This is a genomic window from Pseudomonas fluorescens, assembly GCF_001708445.1.
In the GTDB taxonomy this organism is placed as follows: Bacteria; Pseudomonadota; Gammaproteobacteria; order Pseudomonadales; family Pseudomonadaceae; genus Aquipseudomonas; species Aquipseudomonas gorinensis.
Map to the genome: position 1 here is coordinate 1,482,013 of NZ_CP015637.1, position 15,847 is coordinate 1,497,859.

A 15,847-nucleotide genomic window follows, 5' to 3' on the forward strand; every position below is an offset into this window, starting at 1 on the left:
ACCCGCCGACAGCCTGTTGATCAGGAGAATAATCACTATGCTGCCACCCATGCTGCCCGTCAGTGTTGTGCCGGTCACGTCACAACTCGACCCGGTGCGCCAGAAGCCGGACATCCCGCCCGTGGTGCCCGTGCAGGCGGGCTCGAACGAAAGCACCATCGACCTGAAAAAGGGCGATGCCGAGCAGTCGACCTTTTTGCTGCGCGAAGAACAGCGCCGCCAGCAAGAGCAGCAAAAGCGCCGGCGTGAAGCCGACGCGGACGCGGAGCAGCACCTGGCCATTCCTGGTGATGTGCTCAACGCCGACAACACCGTACCGGTGGTGCCGCTGATTGAAGACGCGCCGCGCCAGGGGCTGTGGGTGGACGTCGAGGTTTAATCGCGCAACTCGCGCAAGGCTGTCAGCAGCACCTCGATATCGTGGTCGTTGTTGAAGGGGCTGACGGAGATGCGCGCGATGCTGCTCAGGCCGCGCGCCTGCATATCCAGCGGGGTGTAGGCCACACTGTTGGCGCCGATGTTGATTCGCTTCAATCCCAGCCGCCGCTTGAGTTCGAAGGCGTCCCAGCCGGCGAGGTTGAAGGCGATCAAGCCTGAGTGCGTAGCGCCCAAGTCATGCAAAGAAATGCCCGGTATCTGGCGCAGTGCTTCACGGATCCGCGCGCTGGTCTGCCTGACGCGTTCCCAGGCCCGCTCGATCCCCAGTCGATTGATCTCCTGCAGTGCGTTACCCAGCCCCGCCAACAAGGCGGCGGACACTTCGCTGGTTTCAAAGCGCCGGGCGTCGTTACGCAAGTCGTAGCCGTTGGCGTTCCAGGGGGCCGAGAACACATCGCGCTGGGCCGGGTTCAGGTGCTGGAGAAACGCCGGCCGCACATACAGCAGCGCCGTGCCGCGCGGCCCGCGCAGGTGCTTGCGGCCGGCCGATTTGAGCACATCGCAGTGCAGCGCCTGCACATCTACCGGTACCTGACCGACAGCTTGACCCGCGTCGACAAAGTAGGGAATGCCATGGCGTCTGGCGACGGCGCCGATGGCTTGGGCGGGATTGATCAGGCCGCCATTGGCCGGGAGCCAGGTCAGGTCGATCAGCTTCACGTTTTTATCGATCGTCGCTTCCAGGGCCAGCGGGCAGACCGCGCCGGTTTCATCGCAGGGGATGACCTCGACCCGTGCGCCGGCGTGCACCGCCAGTTCCATGCTCGCCAGGTTACCGCCCCATTCGTGGCGGCCCACCAAAATGCGCTCGCCCGGCTGCCAAGGGCCGAGTGCCTGGAACGCCATGCTCCAGGCCGTCGAGCCGCTGCTGGCAAAGGCAATCGACGAGGCGGGCGCATTGAGCAATTGCCCGGCGGCGCGGCGGGCTTGCTCTATCAGGGCCGCACCGTGTTCGCCGGCTTCCATGGGGCCGTCGCGAGCTTCACGCTGTAATTGTTCGATGATGGCATCGAGGGTTGCCTGGCTGGGTAAGGACGCGCCGGCGTGATTGAAATGCACGATGCCGGATAGGCAGCCAGGGGTGTTGTCCCGCAGTTGCTGGACTTCAAGCGGGCTCACGGTTGCAACTCGAAAATGGCGTCCACTTCCACCGCCACGCCGGCGGGCAGGCTGGAAACGCCGACGGCGGTGCGTACATGCCGGCCTTTTTCGCCAAGGGCATTGACCAGCAGGTTGGATGCGCCGTTGGCGACGCCACTCTGCTGCTTGAAGTCGGCGCTGCTGGCGATAAACACACCCAGGCGCACTATGCGCACCAGGCGCGACAGGTCGTCTTCCAGCGCCGCGCTCAATTGCCCCAGCAGGCCCAGCGCCGCCAGTTCTGCCGCCTGGGCGCCTTCCTCATCGCTGAGGGATTCGCCCAGCCGGCCCACATAGGCAGGTTTGCCCTCCACCAGAGGAATCTGTCCGGAGATGAACAGCTGGTTGTGGCTGATGACATGATTGATGTAGTTGGCCGCCGGTTGGCTGGGGGAAGGCAGCGTCAAGCCAAGGGCGTGCACACATTGGCGGATGGAAGTGCTCATGTTGAATCCTCTTGGGTCGGGAGGATTCAGCATGGTGGCCGTGGTGTTCGGCGACAAACGGATAGATCTCATGGGACGTATCGAAATAACTCACGCGTCGGTGCAGGCTTGCTGCAACCACTCGCTGAAACAGCGGGCGGCCTCATTGGCAGGGCCCTGGGGGGTAATCAGCCAGTAACCGATCGCGCTGTGATAGGGCGGCCAGTCGAACGCCTCCACCAGGCTGCCGTCCTGGAGCCTGCGCTCGATCAAACGGTGACGCCCCATGGCGATGCCCTGGCCGGACACGGCGGCTTCGACCACGATGTTGTAGTCGTGCAGCATCACGCGGGGGTGTTGATCGAGGTCGACTCGATAATGCGCGGACCAATCCGTCCATTCGAATGGCCGGTGCGAGGTGGCCATCAGCAAGGGACCGTGATGCAGTTGGCTGGCTTTGAATGCCGGGCTGCATACCGGTGAGAGTATTTCAGGCATCAGCCGTATGGCCTGCACGTCGGGCCAATCGCCCTTGCCGTAACGGATGGCCAGGTCGATCGTTGTTCCGTCTACGTTCGCCAATTGAATCGCTGGCAACAGTTCCACCTGGATATGCGGGTAACGGTTGAGAAACCCGGCCAGGCGCGGTGCCAGCCATAAGGTGGCAAAGGATGCGAGCAGGCCAATGCGCAACACTGTGGCGCCAGGGGCGACCCGTTGGGTGCGGGTGGCGGCCGCGATGGCATCGAGGGCGGGGCGGATTTCGTCGTAATAACGCTGGCCGTCGGCTGTCAGGTCGATCGCGCGGGTACGCCGGATAAACAGCGGCTTGCCCAGGTGCTGTTCGAGTTTTTGCACCTGGTGGCTCAAGGCGCTCTGGGTGACCGACAACTCATTGGCCGCCTTGATAAAACTCAAGTGCCGTGCCACCGCTTCAAAGGCGCGCAGGGCGAGCAATGGGGGAAGGTCCTTGAACAGTGCCACCTGGGGGGCCTCCGGGTGCGGGCTTAAAGTGCCGATTTTGGGCGATGCCTCGCCTTTTGTCGCTCGCTGATTTGCCGCCGGACGGGGGAGGCCGCATTATTGAGGCACTCCCGCCATAACGTAGCCAAGCCATGAGTGATGACGACAAGCTGATCGACCTGAATGCCGAACGTGCCAAACGTGTGCATGACCTCAATGACAAACGCCTGAATGAAGTGCGCCAGGCATTTGAACAGGCGATGCCCTTGGGGAAAGTTAAGAAAAAGCCGAAGAACAAACCGAAAAAGCGTTGAAAGGGCCTGCATTTATTGATGCAGGTCAGTTATTACCCTTCTTTACACCCCGTTGAGGGCGACATTGATCCTCGTCAATTTTCCAGAGTGCCTTCTCCATTAACTTAGCCCTATCGCAACAGGGCAAGTGCAGGAGGCCGGTCATGTTTTTCGATAATGTGGTGTTCGCCGGGGTGCTGACTGTAAGCCTCATGGTGATGTTTTTTGTAGGGTTTGGATTTTTTATCTGGAAAGACGCACATAAGCGTAAAAAACCATAAGTTTTTCCGGATTACATGAGCACGCAAGGCATTTTGGGCGACTTCGGTCGCCCTTTTTTTTGCCTGCGATTTAATCAACACCCCATTTGAACTGAGTCCGGTGGCGCAGCAGTTTAAGGACGGGACACACGCATAAAAAAAGGTGCGACCCTCGCAGGTCGCACCTTTATTTTTTGCGGGTTGGCTATCAGCTACCCAATGCCTTGGACGCCAACCAGAACAACCCGGCCGACAGGCCTACGGTGGCTGGCAGGGTCAACACCCAGGCCATCAGGATGGTCTTTACGGTACCGCCTTGCAGGCCGCTCTTGTTGGCAACCATGGTACCGGCGACACCGGAAGACAGTACGTGCGTGGTCGAAACCGGCAGGCTGAAGATGTTGGCCAGGCCGATCATGCTGGCGGTGGTGATCTGCGCCGACATGCCCTGGGCGTAGGTCATGCCCTGCTTGCCGATCTTCTCACCGATGGTCAGTACCACACGCTTCCAACCCACCATGGTGCCGAGGCCCAATGCCAGGGCGACCGCGAGGATTACCCAGAACGGCGCGTACTCGGTCGTGGCGGTCAGGTCTTTGCGCAGCTTGTCGAGGTCGGACTTCTCACGCGCATCCAGGCCCGGCAGCTTGCCGACTTTCTTCGCGGTGTCATCCAGGCATAGCAGGTAGCGACGTACCTCAATGCGCTGGTCGGCATTCAGCGCGTGGTAATCGGAAACGCCTTTCAAGGTGTCCACGAGCGCGTTGATGGTCGGCTCGGTCTGCTGCGGGTTGCAGCGGAACTTGCCCGGCAAGTCATCCTTCACGCTTTTCCCCAAGGCCAGGAACTCGCCCAGGGTTTCGTGGTTGCGCTGGTAGAACTGATTCAAGTGCACGGTGGCGTCGCGGGTGCGCTCGATCTGGTAGGTGGTGCTGCCCAGGTCGAGGACGAACTGTGCCGGTACGATGCCGATCAGCACCAGCATGATCAAGCCGATACCTTTCTGCCCATCGTTGGAGCCGTGCACGAAACTCACGGCCATGGCGGAAATCACCAGGACCAGGCGGTTCCAGAACGGCGGGTGTTTCTTGTCGTCGAGCTTGCGGCGCTGGTCCGGGGTCTTGTGCATCTTCGACAGCGGGCGCCACCACTTCAGGCCGAGCAGCACCAGGGCGGCAACCAGGAAGCCGGCCATCGGCGAGAACACCAGGGACGCGCCGATATCGATCGCTTTCTGCCAGTTCACCCCGTCAGCCAGGGGAATGTCATTGATCAGGGCGTTGGCCAGGCCGACACCAAGGATCGAACCGATCAGGGTGTGGGAGCTGGAGGCGGGGATACCGAAGTACCAGGTGCCCAGGTTCCAGGTGATCGCCGCCGCCAATAAAGAGAAGACCATCGCCAAACCATGGCCGGTGTTCACATTGATCAGCAACTCCACCGGCAGCAAGTGCACGATGGCGTAGGCGACACCGACACCACCGAGCAACACGCCGAGGAAGTTGAACACCCCGGAGAAGAACACGGCCAGGTGCGGCGGCATGGCTTTGGTATAGATGACTGTGGCCACCGCATTAGCGGTGTCATGAAAGCCATTGATGAACTCGAAGGCGAGGACAAAGGCCAGGGCGAGCAACAGGCTCACGAGAACCCAAGCATCCAGTCCGCTGAATAAATCGATCATGAAGGTTTTCTGACCCGGTCGTAAGGGGGCGCGATTATGCCAGAAAACCTCGGTAATCGATGCACTAGCTGCTCATTGGTAACAATCTTCATTGAAAAAACACGGGCAAAAGGTGCTCATCCCAGGCTTTTCGGGGCTTTGGCAAGTCTTTGATTTATAAAGCGCACAGCTGAAAAGGTGCGGTTTTGTCACCTTATCGTCATGTCTGAAACATTTGTACGAAATTTCCCTGGGGCGGCAGGGTGCTGAGCCGTGGAGGCTCATGCAAGGTGCCCTCCGCCGGCAATAAGCCGGCAGAGACAGCAAGACCCTGAGGACTCGAACCGAAGTGCTTATGGCTCTTCGGCCTTGAGTTCCTGTTCAATCTTTTGGATTTCCTGGGCAAAGGCCTGATCGAGCAGACTGGCTCGTTTGCGCCATGGCTTGCGTTCTGGCTCAGGCTGGGCGGCGTAGGTGGTGACTTCCCCGCCGTAAACGTCCTTGTAACGTTGCTCCTGGCGCTCAAGTTCCGCGCGCAGTTCATCTTTCGTCACAGTGCTACCTAATTGAGTTGAGTTTAATTACCGTGCAGCGGTGGAGCTGAAAATTGCCCTCGGCGTATTTCAATGTTGAACAGTCAAACTGTTCAAGTTTGAATAATTGACCAAAGGTGACTTCGTTAAACCGGTAGTGATAACCGGCGACGCGTTCCGCATGCACCGCCTGCGAGCTCCGATCCCGATAGTGATACCGGGCTGACCTCTGCACAGGTTGCATTATAGCGGCGCATTTGAATAACTCTATCACCATAAAGTTAAAAAACGTCAACTTGCTGTGAGAGTTTTGTTACATGTACGCGTCAGTATTTCGCTGGAAAACCGGCGCCATCATTTTTGCGCTCTTGTAAAAGTTGTCGCGGCCTGTCCGATATTTCTCTACGTCCAGGTTGATTGCGATAATCGAATGATCGTCCGATAATCGCCCAATGTTGTTGGCCCAAGCTTGTGCCTCGCGTCTGGCACGGCTTTCAATAGTGACCAACCCTTCCAGCGGTTGAAAATAAGAGAAAGGATCCGGAAATGAACGATCAATTGCGCAACTCCTTCGCGTCAGCGGCGCCGCCGATCGTGGCTTCGCCCGCCAAGCGCATCCAGGCGTTTACCGGTGATCCAGACTTCATGACCTCCCTGGCCCGTGGCCTGGCCGTGGTGCAAGCGTTTCAGGAGCGCAAGCGGCACCTCACCATCGCCCAGATCAGTCACCGCACCGAAATCCCCCGCGCCGCCGTGCGACGTTGCCTGCACACCCTGATCAAGCTCGGCTACGCCACCACCGATGGGCGTACTTATTCGCTGCTGCCCAAAGTCCTGACCCTGGGTCATGCCTATTTGTCCTCCACGCCCCTGGCGGTCTCTGCGCAACCTTACCTGGACCGTATGAGCGAGCAGCTTCACGAAGCCTGCAACATGGCGACCCTTGAGGGCGACGACATCCTCTATATAGCCCGTTCCGCCACGACCCAGCGCCTGATTTCCGTGGACCTGTCGGTGGGCGGGCGCTTGCCGGCATATTGCACGTCCATGGGCCGCATCCTGCTTGCCGCGTTGGATGACGCCTCGCTGCAGGACTACCTCGACCACGCCGACCTGCAAACCAAGACCAGCCGCACCCTGACCACCCCCGAAGCCTTGCTCGAATGCCTGCAACAAGTACGGCAGCAGGGCTGGTGCATCGTCGACCAGGAGCTGGAGCAGGGCCTGCGCTCCATCGCCGTACCGGTGTACGACGCCTCGGGCCAGGTATTGGCCGCGTTGAACGTCAGTACCCACGCCGGGCGGGTCAGCCGCAGCGAGTTGGAGCAGCGCTTCCTGCCGAGCATGCTCAGCGCCAGCCGCGAGTTGAGTGCGCAATTGTTTGCTTAAGCTGTTCGGTGACCGCACAGATCCCGGTTTGATGAATTGACGGTGTTTCCCCTGGCTTATTACTGTGCGGCAGCGCTCTAGCGCCACAATAATAACGACGACCCCAGGTCGTCAGCCCGCCATCGGTGTGGAATAAAAACAATGAATCAACCTTCTGTCGGCACCACACTGGACGTCCAGGCCTTTATCAATGCCCAACCCTTGTCACGTTATCAGTGGCGCGTGGTGATCCTGTGTTTCCTGATTGTCTTCCTCGATGGCCTCGACACGGCTGCCATGGGGTTTATCGCGCCTGCATTGTCCCAGGACTGGGGCATCGACCGCGCCAGTCTCGGTCCGGTGATGAGTGCCGCATTGATCGGCATGGTGTTCGGCGCCTTGGGCTCCGGGCCACTGGCTGACCGCTTCGGGCGCAAAGTGGTGCTGGTGGGGGCCGTGCTGGTGTTTGGCGCCTTCAGTCTGGCCTCGGCCTACAGCACCGATGTCGATCAATTACTGGTGCTGCGCTTCCTGACCGGGCTGGGCCTGGGGGCCGGCATGCCGAACGCCACGACCCTGCTCTCGGAATACACCCCGGAGCGCCATAAATCGCTGCTGGTCACCAGCATGTTCTGCGGCTTCAACCTGGGCATGGCCGGCGGCGGGTTTATCTCCGCCAAGCTGATTCCGGCATTCGGCTGGCATAGCCTGTTGATGATCGGCGGAATCTTGCCGTTGATCCTGGCGCTGGTGCTACTGGTGTGGCTGCCGGAATCGGCGCGTTACCTGGTGGTGCGCAATCGCGGCACCGACAAGGTGCGCAAGACCCTGTCACCCATTGAACCCAGCCTTGTCGCCCAGGCCATGGCCTTCAGTGTCCCCGAGCAAAAAACCGTCAAGGCGCGCAACGTGTTTGCGGTGATCTTCTCCGGCACCTACAGCGCTGGCACCTTGTTGCTGTGGCTCACCTATTTCATGGGCCTGGTGATCGTGTACCTGCTGACCAGTTGGCTGCCGACCCTGATGCGCGACAGCGGCGCCAGCATGGAACAGGCAGCGTTTATCGGTGCGTTGTTCCAGTTTGGTGGTGTATTGAGCGCGGTGGGCGTGGGCTGGGCGATGGACCGCTTCAATCCCCACAAGGTCATTGGCACTTTCTACTTGCTGGCCGGAGTGTTTGCCTACGCGGTAGGGCAGAGCCTGGGCAATATCACGTTGCTCGCGACCCTGGTGCTGATCGCCGGGATGTGCGTCAACGGCGCGCAGTCGGCAATGCCGTCCCTGGCTGCGCGCTTCTACCCGACCCAGGGCCGCGCCACCGGTGTGTCCTGGATGCTCGGCATCGGCCGCTTCGGTGCGATCCTCGGTGCCTGGATGGGCGCCACCTTGCTGGGCCTGGGCTGGAATTTCGAGCAGGTACTCACGGCGCTGGTGATCCCGGCGGCATTGGCCACGGCTGCGGTGGTGATCAAGGGCATGGTCAGCCACGCCGACGCAACCTGAGGCCTGGCACGCTCAAATGTGGGAGTGGGCTTGCCCAGGCAGCAGTGGGGCGGCCAATACATCGGGTGGCGGATACACCGCTCTTTGGGGCAAGCCTCCTCCCACATTGACCGCGTTTGGCTGAATGATTAGCGAGGTAACAATCTGTTCGATAATCGAACGCTGAGTCGATTATCGGATTGTTTGGCCCATTTCCCCGGCTTAATCTTCAAGCACTTCGGCGCCACCTCAGCGCCTTTTACGATCAACACCGGGAGCCCAACCCCATGGCTGAAATTCTCACCTTGCGTGATGCGGTCAAGCGCTTCGTGAATGACGGCGATACCGTCGCCCTCGAAGGCTTTACCCATCTGATCCCTACGGCGGCAGGTCATGAAATCATTCGTCAGGGCAAGAAAGACCTGACGCTGGTACGCATGACGCCTGACCTGATCTATGACCAGTTGATCGGTGCCGGCTGCGCACGCAAGTTGATTTTCTCCTGGGGTGGCAACCCCGGCGTGGGGTCCTTGCACCGCCTGCGTGACGCGGTCGAGAAGCAATGGCCGCAGCCGCTGGAAATCGAAGAACACAGCCACGCCGACCTGGCCAATGCCTACGTCGCCGGTGCCTCTGGCCTGCCGTTCGCGGTACTGCGCGCCTACGCCGGTTCCGACCTGCCCAAGGTCAACCCGCTGATCAAGACCGTCACCTGCCCCTTTACTGGCGAAGTGCTGGCGGCGGTGCCATCGGTGCGTCCGGACATCACCGTGATCCACGCGCAAAAGGCTGACCGCAAGGGCAACGTATTGCTCTGGGGCATTCTCGGCGTGCAGAAGGAAGCGGCCCTGGCCGCCAAGCGCTGCATCGTCACCGTGGAAGAGATCGTCGACGACTTGAACGCGCCGATGAACAGCTGCGTGTTGCCGACCTGGGCCCTGACCGCGGTGTGCCATGTGCCCGGTGGTGCGCATCCGTCCTACGCCCACGGCTACAACGAGCGTGACAACCGTTTCTACCAAGCGTGGGATCCAATCGCCCGCGATCGTGGGACCTTTACCGCCTGGATCGATGAATACATCCATGGCACTGCCGACTTCAGTGAATTCCAGACCAAGCTGGCTACCGCGCAGGAGGCCAAGTAATGGCTTACTCGACCAACGAAATGATGACCGTCGCCGCCGCCCGCCGCCTCAAGAACGGCTCGGTATGCTTTGTGGGCATCGGCCTGCCATCCAAGGCGGCCAACCTGGCGCGCCTGACCTCGTCGCCGGACGTGGTGCTGATCTACGAGTCCGGTCCGATTGGCGCCAAGCCCAGCGTACTGCCCCTGTCTATCGGTGATGGCGAGCTGGCGGAAACCGCTGACACGGTCGTGCCGACCGGTGAGATTTTCCGCTACTGGCTGCAAGGTGGGCGCATTGACGTGGGCTTTCTCGGTGCAGCCCAGGTCGACCGCTTCGGCAATATCAACACCACCGTGGTCGGTGACTACCACCAGCCTAAGGTACGCCTGCCGGGTGCCGGTGGCGCGCCGGAAATCGCCGGCTCGGCCAAGAGCGTGCTGATCATCCTCAAGCAGTCGTCGCGTTCGTTTGTCGACAAGTTGGACTTCATCACCTCCGTCGGCCACGGCGAAGGCGGCGATTCGCGCAAACGCCTGGGCCTGCCGGGTGCCGGCCCCGTCGGAATTATCACCGACCTGTGCATCATGGAGCCGGAAGAGGGCACCCATGAGTTCGTGGTCACTGCACTGCACCCTGGCGTTACCCGCGAGCAAGTGGTGGCGGCCACCGGTTGGGCCATCCGCTTTGCCGACCGGGTGGATACCACCGAGGAACCCACCGAGGTCGAACTGACCGCGCTGCGTGATCTGGAAACTCGCACCGCCGCCGCCCACGGCCAAGCACCGGGAGAAGCCTGATGCGTGACGTCTTTATCTGTGATGCGATTCGTACCCCTATCGGCCGGTTTGGCGGGGGCTTGGCCACGGTGCGTGCCGATGACCTGGCGGCGCTGCCGATCAAGGCACTGATCGAACGCAACCCTTCGGTGGACTGGAGCGCGGTCGACGAAGTATTCCTCGGCTGCGCCAACCAGGCGGGTGAGGATAATCGCAACGTCGCACGTATGGCGCTATTGCTGGCGGGCCTGCCTTCAAGCATTCCCGGTGTGACCCTCAATCGGCTGTGCGCCTCGGGCATGGATGCGATCGGCACCGCGTTTCGTGCGATTGCCAGCGGTGAAATGGAGTTGGCGATTGCCGGCGGCGTCGAGTCGATGTCCCGTGCGCCCTTCGTGATGGGCAAGGCCGATGCAGCGTTCTCGCGCAGCATGAAGCTGGAAGACACCACCATTGGCTGGCGCTTTATCAACCCATTGATGAAGGCCCAGTACGGTGTCGACGCGATGCCGCAGACCGCCGATAACGTCGCCGATGATTACCACGTGTCCCGCGCCGACCAGGACGCCTTTGCCCTGCGCAGCCAGCAACGTACCGCTGCCGCCCAGGCGGCCGGGTACTTCGCTGAAGAAATCGTGCCGGTGCGGGTCGCCCATAAAAAAGGCGAAACCGTGGTCGATCAGGATGAGCACCCACGCGCAGACACCACCCTGGAAACCCTGGCGCGGCTCAAACCGGTGAACGGCCCGGACAAGACCGTCACCGCCGGTAATGCTTCTGGCGTCAACGACGGTGCCGCCGCGCTGATCCTGGCGTCCGCCGATGCGGTGAAAAAACATGGCCTCACTGCCCGCGCTCGTGTATTGGGCATGGCCAGTGCCGGTGTCGCGCCACGGGTCATGGGCATCGGTCCGGTGCCGGCGGTGCGCAAACTGGTGGAACGCCTGGGCCTGGCGGTTACCGACTTTGACGTGATCGAACTCAACGAAGCCTTCGCCAGCCAAGGCCTGGCGGTGCTGCGTGAATTGGGCATCGCTGACGACGCGCCCCAGGTCAACCCGAACGGCGGCGCTATCGCCCTCGGCCATCCCCTGGGCATGAGCGGTGCACGGTTGGTGTTGACGGCTTTGCACCAGTTGGAAAAAACCGGTGGCCACAAAGGCCTGGCGACTATGTGTGTGGGCGTCGGCCAAGGCTTGGCCCTGGCGATTGAACGCATCTAATAAGAGAGGACAGCTCCATGACTGATAAGCCCGGTTACCGGCGCCCGCAAGCGGGCACCCAACCTGAGTACCTGCACCCGCCCTACCAGTCGACGAACCTGCGTTCGCCGTCCAAGCCGTTGGTGTTCCTGCCCCATTCGCTGTCGGAAATCACCGGCCCGACCATCGGCGCCGAGCGAGTCAGCGAGAAGGATAACGACCTCACCGCCCAACACGACGGCGAGCCCCTGGGTGAACGCATCATCATTCACGGTCGCGTGCTGGATGAAAACGGCCTGCCGGTGCCGGGCATCCTCGTGGAGATCTGGCAAGCCAACGCTGCCGGTCGCTACAACCACAAGCGCGACCTGCACGACGCGCCGCTGGATCCGAACTTCACCGGCACCGGGCGCACGGTTACCGACGCCGACGGCTGGTACCAGTTCCAGACCATCAAGCCCGGCGCCTACCCATGGGGTAACCACCACAATGCGTGGCGCCCTGCGCATATCCACTTTTCGCTGTTCGGGCCGAGCGTGCTGACGCGCCTGGTCACGCAGATGTATTTCCCCGGCGACCCGCTGCTGGAATACGACCCGATCTACAACTGCGTGCCGGACACCAGCGCCAAAGAGCGCCTGATCGCGCGTTTCGATCTGGAAAAAACCATTCCTTCCTATGCCCTCGGCTACCGCTGGGACATCGTCCTGCGTGGCCGTGATGCCACGCCGATGGAGAAATGAGATGACACTCAATGCGACCACGTCCCACACCGTCGGGCCGTATTACCACATTGGCCTGACCTGGCTGAATCGCGAAGCCCTGGCCAACGCCGACACCCTCGGCGAACGCGTGGCGATCAGCGGGCAGGTGGTGGACGGCAACGGTGATGTCGTCAACGACGCCATGCTCGAAGTCTGGCAGGCCAATGCCGCCGGCAAATACGACCACCCGGAAGACGAGCAGGACAAGGCTGTCGATCCCAACTTCGAAGGTTTTGGCCGCGTACCGGTGGACGCCGAAGGGCGGTTCCGCTTTACCACCATCAAGCCGGGCAGTGTGCCGGGGCTGAAAGGCACCACCCAGGCGCCGCACCTGGTGGTACTGGTGTTTGCCCGTGGCCTGGTGAAGCATTTGCTGACGCGGATCTATTTTGACGGCGAGGCGTTGAACGGGGATGACCCGTTGCTGGCCTGTGTGCCTGCCGAGCGGCGGGGTACCTTGATTGCCAAGACCGATGCGGACGGCGTGTATCAGTGGAATGTGATTTTGCAAGGGACAGATAAGGAAACGGTGTTTTTCGATTATTGAGTCGCTTGTCAGGCCCCATTGGGGGCAAGCCTCCTCCCACATTTTGATCGCGCTGCCTATCAAATGTGGGAGGGGGCTTGCCCCCGATAGGGCCGGTTCAGGCACTGAGTACTCAAATGTCTGCTTGCGGAACATGGTTGTTGCAAAGTATGTCTAGGCTATAACCGTTCCCACTGAGTGAAAAAACATGACAACAACGACAAGTCACTACACCGGAGAAGAACGCAGCAAACGGATCTTTGCCATCGTCGGCGCTTCCTCCGGCAACCTCGTCGAATGGTTCGACTTCTACGTCTACGCCTTCTGTGCCATTTACTTTGCCCCTGCGTTTTTCCCCTCGGACGACCCTACGGTCCAACTGCTCAACACCGCTGGCGTATTCGCCGCCGGGTTCCTGATGCGACCCATCGGCGGCTGGCTGTTTGGCCGGGTTGCCGATAAGCACGGGCGCAAGAATTCGATGATGATCTCGGTGCTGATGATGTGCGCCGGCTCCCTGGTCATCGCCTTCCTGCCCACCTACAAGGATATCGGCGCCTGGGCGCCGGCCTTGCTGCTGGTGGCGCGGCTGTTCCAAGGCTTGTCGGTGGGGGGTGAATATGGCACCACCGCAACCTACATGAGTGAAGTCGCGCTCAAGGGCCAGCGTGGGTTCTTCGCCTCCTTCCAGTACGTGACCCTGATCGGTGGGCAACTGCTGGCGGTGTCGGTGGTGGTGATCCTGCAACAGATCCTCAGCGAAGAGGAACTGCGCGCCTGGGGCTGGCGCATTCCGTTCGTGATTGGCGCCATCGCGGCGGTGATCTCCCTGCTGCTGCGTCGCAGCCTGAAAGAAACCACCAGCAAAGAAATGCGTGAAGACAAGGACGCCGGCAGCATTGCCGCGCTGTTCCGTGACCACAAGGCCGCGTTTATCACCGTGCTCGGCTACACCGCCGGCGGTTCGCTGATTTTCTACACCTTTACCACCTACATGCAGAAGTACCTGGTGAACACTGCCGGGATGCACGCCAAGACCGCCAGCTACATCATGACCGGCGCGCTGTTCCTGTACATGTGCATGCAGCCGCTGTTCGGCATGCTGGCTGACAAGATCGGCCGGCGTAACTCGATGCTGTGGTTCGGCGCCCTGGGGACCCTGTGCACGGTGCCGATCCTGCTCAGCCTGAAAACCATCAGCAGCCCGTTCCTGGCGTTTGTATTGATCACCCTGGCCTTGGCCATCGTCAGTTTCTACACCTCCATCAGCGGCCTGGTGAAAGCCGAAATGTTCCCGCCACAAGTGCGCGCCCTCGGCGTGGGCCTGGCCTATGCGGTGGCCAACGCGATCTTCGGCGGCTCGGCGGAATACGTAGCCTTGGGCCTCAAATCCATGGGCATGGAAAACACCTTCTATTGGTACGTCACCGGCATGATGGCGGTGGCGTTCCTGTTCAGCCTGCGCTTGCCAAAACAGGCGGCGTACCTGCACCACGATCTGTAAGGGACGAGTTATGACACTGCGCACGAGCAACCAATTGTTCGACGCTTACTTCACCGCCGACAGCATGGCCGAGGTGTTCTGCGACCAGGGACGCTTGCAGGGCATGCTGGATTTCGAAGCCGGGTTGGCGCGGGCCGAGGCCCGGGTTGGGTTGATCCCGCAGGCCGCCGTGGCGCCGATTGCCCAGGCGTGCCTGGCATCGCTGTATGACGTGGATGCCCTTGGGGTGGCGATTGCCACCGCGGGTAATTCGGCGATTCCCTTGGTGAAGGCACTGGGCAAGTTGATTGCCGCTGAAGACCCGAGTGCCGAGCGTTATGTGCACCTGGGGGCGACCAGCCAGGACGTGATGGACACCGGCCTGGTTTTGCAGTTGCGGCGCGCGGTGGCACTGATCGAAGCGGACTTGGCGCGCTTGGGCGACGTTCTCGCCGCCCAGGCGCAGCGTTATGCCGCCACACCGCTGGCCGGGCGTACCTGGCTGCAGCACGCGACGCCGGTCACCCTGGGCATGAAGATCGCCGGTTGGCTGGGCGCGGTGACGCGCAGTCGCCAGCGCCTCACGCAACTCAAGCCACGCCTGCTGGTGCTGCAGTTCGGCGGCGCCTCGGGCACCTTGGCCGCGCTCGGCGTCCAGGCCATGCCGGTAGCCGAGGCCCTGGCCGCCGAATTGCAACTGAGCTTGCCGGAGCAACCCTGGCACACCCAGCGTGATCGCCTGGTGGAACTGGCCAGCGTGCTCGGTTTGATCGCCGGCAGCCTCGGCAAGTTGGGACGGGATCTCAGCCTGCTGATGCAGACCGAAGCGGCGGAAGTGTTCGAGCCATCGGCACCGGGCAAAGGTGGCTCGTCAACCATGCCCCACAAACGCAACCCGGTGGGCGCCGCTGTGCTGATCAGCGCCGCTACCCGCGTGCCCGGCCTGGTGGCGACGATGTTCAGTGCCATGCCCCAGGAGCACGAACGCAGCCTGGGCTTGTGGCACGCCGAATGGGAAACCCTGCCGGAAATATGCCGACTGGTCTCCGGCGCCTTGCAACAGGCGTTACTGGTGAGCGAAGGCTTGGAAGTCGACCCCGAGCGCATGACGCACAACCTCGACCTGACCCAGGGCCTGGTGCTGGCCGAAGCCGTCAGCATCGTATTGGCCCAACGCCTGGGCCGCGATACCGCGCACCATCTGTTGGAGCAATGCTGCAAGCGCGCCGTTGCAGAAGGTCGCCACCTGCGTGCGGTACTGGCGGACGAAGCGCAGGTCACTGCCGAACTCTCGGCGGCTGAACTGGACCGCCTGCTCGACCCGGCGCATTACCTGGGCCAGGCCCATACCTGGGTCAGCCGCGCTGTCACCGAACACTTTGCATTGACTGCCTGAGGAGGCCA

The 15,847-nt window shown here is 61.4% G+C and carries 17 protein-coding genes; 12 read left to right on the forward strand and 5 right to left on the reverse strand.

Going from position 1 to position 15,847, the window contains the following annotated elements:
• Positions 1–37: 37 nt before the first annotated feature.
• Positions 38–379, forward strand: a complete 342-nt coding sequence (locus A7317_RS06605) for a hypothetical protein (protein WP_024073896.1) — start codon at positions 38–40, stop codon at positions 377–379.
• Here A7317_RS06605 and A7317_RS06610 read toward each other — a convergent pair.
• The 3 genes from A7317_RS06610 to A7317_RS06620 form a co-directional block, all read right to left on the reverse strand.
• The gene (locus A7317_RS06610) at positions 376–1,557 is read right to left on the reverse strand and encodes an aminotransferase class V-fold PLP-dependent enzyme (protein WP_069075411.1); all 1,182 of its coding nucleotides are present in this window, start codon (positions 1,555–1,557) and stop codon (positions 376–378) included. The genes A7317_RS06605 and A7317_RS06610 overlap by 4 nt on opposite strands.
• Positions 1,554–2,024 carry a RidA family protein gene (locus A7317_RS06615; protein ID WP_069075412.1) on the reverse strand — a complete coding sequence of 157 codons (471 nt, stop codon included), beginning with the start codon at positions 2,022–2,024 and terminating at the stop codon, positions 1,554–1,556. The genes A7317_RS06610 and A7317_RS06615 overlap by 4 nt, the downstream gene beginning before the upstream one ends.
• A gap of 90 nt (positions 2,025–2,114) precedes the next feature.
• The gene (locus tag A7317_RS06620; protein ID WP_024073899.1) at positions 2,115–2,987 is read right to left on the reverse strand and encodes a LysR substrate-binding domain-containing protein; all 873 of its coding nucleotides are present in this window, start codon (positions 2,985–2,987) and stop codon (positions 2,115–2,117) included.
• 131 nt (positions 2,988–3,118) lie between these two features.
• Here A7317_RS06620 and A7317_RS30810 point away from each other — a divergent pair, with 131 nt between their 5' ends.
• Entirely contained in the window at positions 3,119–3,280 is a 162-nt protein-coding gene (locus A7317_RS30810; protein ID WP_017844811.1) for a hypothetical protein, read from the forward strand.
• 143 nt (positions 3,281–3,423) lie between these two features.
• Positions 3,424–3,540: a cytochrome c oxidase subunit CcoM gene (ccoM, locus tag A7317_RS31360; RefSeq protein WP_024073900.1), complete on the forward strand. Its 117-nt coding sequence runs from the start codon at positions 3,424–3,426 to the stop codon at positions 3,538–3,540.
• Positions 3,541–3,727: 187 nt separating this feature from the next.
• Here the strand turns inward: ccoM and A7317_RS06625 are convergent, their stop codons facing one another.
• Positions 3,728–5,203: an inorganic phosphate transporter gene (locus A7317_RS06625; RefSeq protein WP_069075413.1), complete on the reverse strand. Its 1,476-nt coding sequence runs from the start codon at positions 5,201–5,203 to the stop codon at positions 3,728–3,730.
• A 332-nt stretch (positions 5,204–5,535) separates the two neighbouring features.
• Positions 5,536–5,736 (reverse strand): hypothetical protein, encoded by a 201-nt coding sequence (locus A7317_RS06630; RefSeq protein WP_003172389.1) that lies wholly within the window; start codon positions 5,734–5,736, stop codon positions 5,536–5,538.
• Between the two features lie 525 nt (positions 5,737–6,261).
• Here A7317_RS06630 and pcaR point away from each other — a divergent pair.
• The 9 genes from pcaR (at position 6,262) to A7317_RS06680 (ending at position 15,839) form a co-directional block, all read left to right on the forward strand.
• Positions 6,262–7,104 carry a pca regulon transcriptional regulator PcaR gene (pcaR, locus tag A7317_RS06640; protein WP_024073903.1) on the forward strand — a complete coding sequence of 281 codons (843 nt, stop codon included), beginning with the start codon at positions 6,262–6,264 and terminating at the stop codon, positions 7,102–7,104.
• A 141-nt stretch (positions 7,105–7,245) separates the two neighbouring features.
• Complete coding sequence (locus tag A7317_RS06645; protein WP_069075415.1) at positions 7,246–8,586, forward strand: MFS transporter; 1,341 nt, start codon at positions 7,246–7,248, stop codon at positions 8,584–8,586.
• 266 nt (positions 8,587–8,852) lie between these two features.
• Positions 8,853–9,710, forward strand: a complete 858-nt coding sequence (locus A7317_RS06650) for a CoA transferase subunit A (protein ID WP_024073905.1) — start codon at positions 8,853–8,855, stop codon at positions 9,708–9,710.
• The gene (locus A7317_RS06655; protein WP_069075416.1) at positions 9,710–10,489 is read left to right on the forward strand and encodes a CoA-transferase subunit beta; all 780 of its coding nucleotides are present in this window, start codon (positions 9,710–9,712) and stop codon (positions 10,487–10,489) included. Before A7317_RS06650 ends, A7317_RS06655 begins: the two co-directional genes overlap by 1 nt.
• On the forward strand, positions 10,486–11,691 hold the full coding sequence (gene pcaF / locus A7317_RS06660; RefSeq protein WP_172831375.1) for a 3-oxoadipyl-CoA thiolase: 1,206 nt from the start codon (positions 10,486–10,488) through the stop codon (positions 11,689–11,691). The genes A7317_RS06655 and pcaF overlap by 4 nt, the downstream gene beginning before the upstream one ends.
• 17 nt (positions 11,692–11,708) lie before the next feature.
• Positions 11,709–12,413 (forward strand): protocatechuate 3,4-dioxygenase subunit beta, encoded by a 705-nt coding sequence (pcaH, locus tag A7317_RS06665; protein ID WP_069075418.1) that lies wholly within the window; start codon positions 11,709–11,711, stop codon positions 12,411–12,413.
• A 1-nt stretch (position 12,414) separates the two neighbouring features.
• A complete protein-coding gene (pcaG, locus tag A7317_RS06670) occupies positions 12,415–12,981 on the forward strand; it encodes a protocatechuate 3,4-dioxygenase subunit alpha (protein ID WP_024073909.1) in 567 nt (188 codons plus the stop codon).
• A gap of 187 nt (positions 12,982–13,168) precedes the next feature.
• Positions 13,169–14,464: an MFS family transporter gene (locus A7317_RS06675; RefSeq protein WP_069075419.1), complete on the forward strand. Its 1,296-nt coding sequence runs from the start codon at positions 13,169–13,171 to the stop codon at positions 14,462–14,464.
• A 10-nt stretch (positions 14,465–14,474) separates the two neighbouring features.
• Complete coding sequence (locus A7317_RS06680) at positions 14,475–15,839, forward strand: 3-carboxy-cis,cis-muconate cycloisomerase (protein WP_069075420.1); 1,365 nt, start codon at positions 14,475–14,477, stop codon at positions 15,837–15,839.
• Positions 15,840–15,847 lie beyond the last annotated feature (8 nt).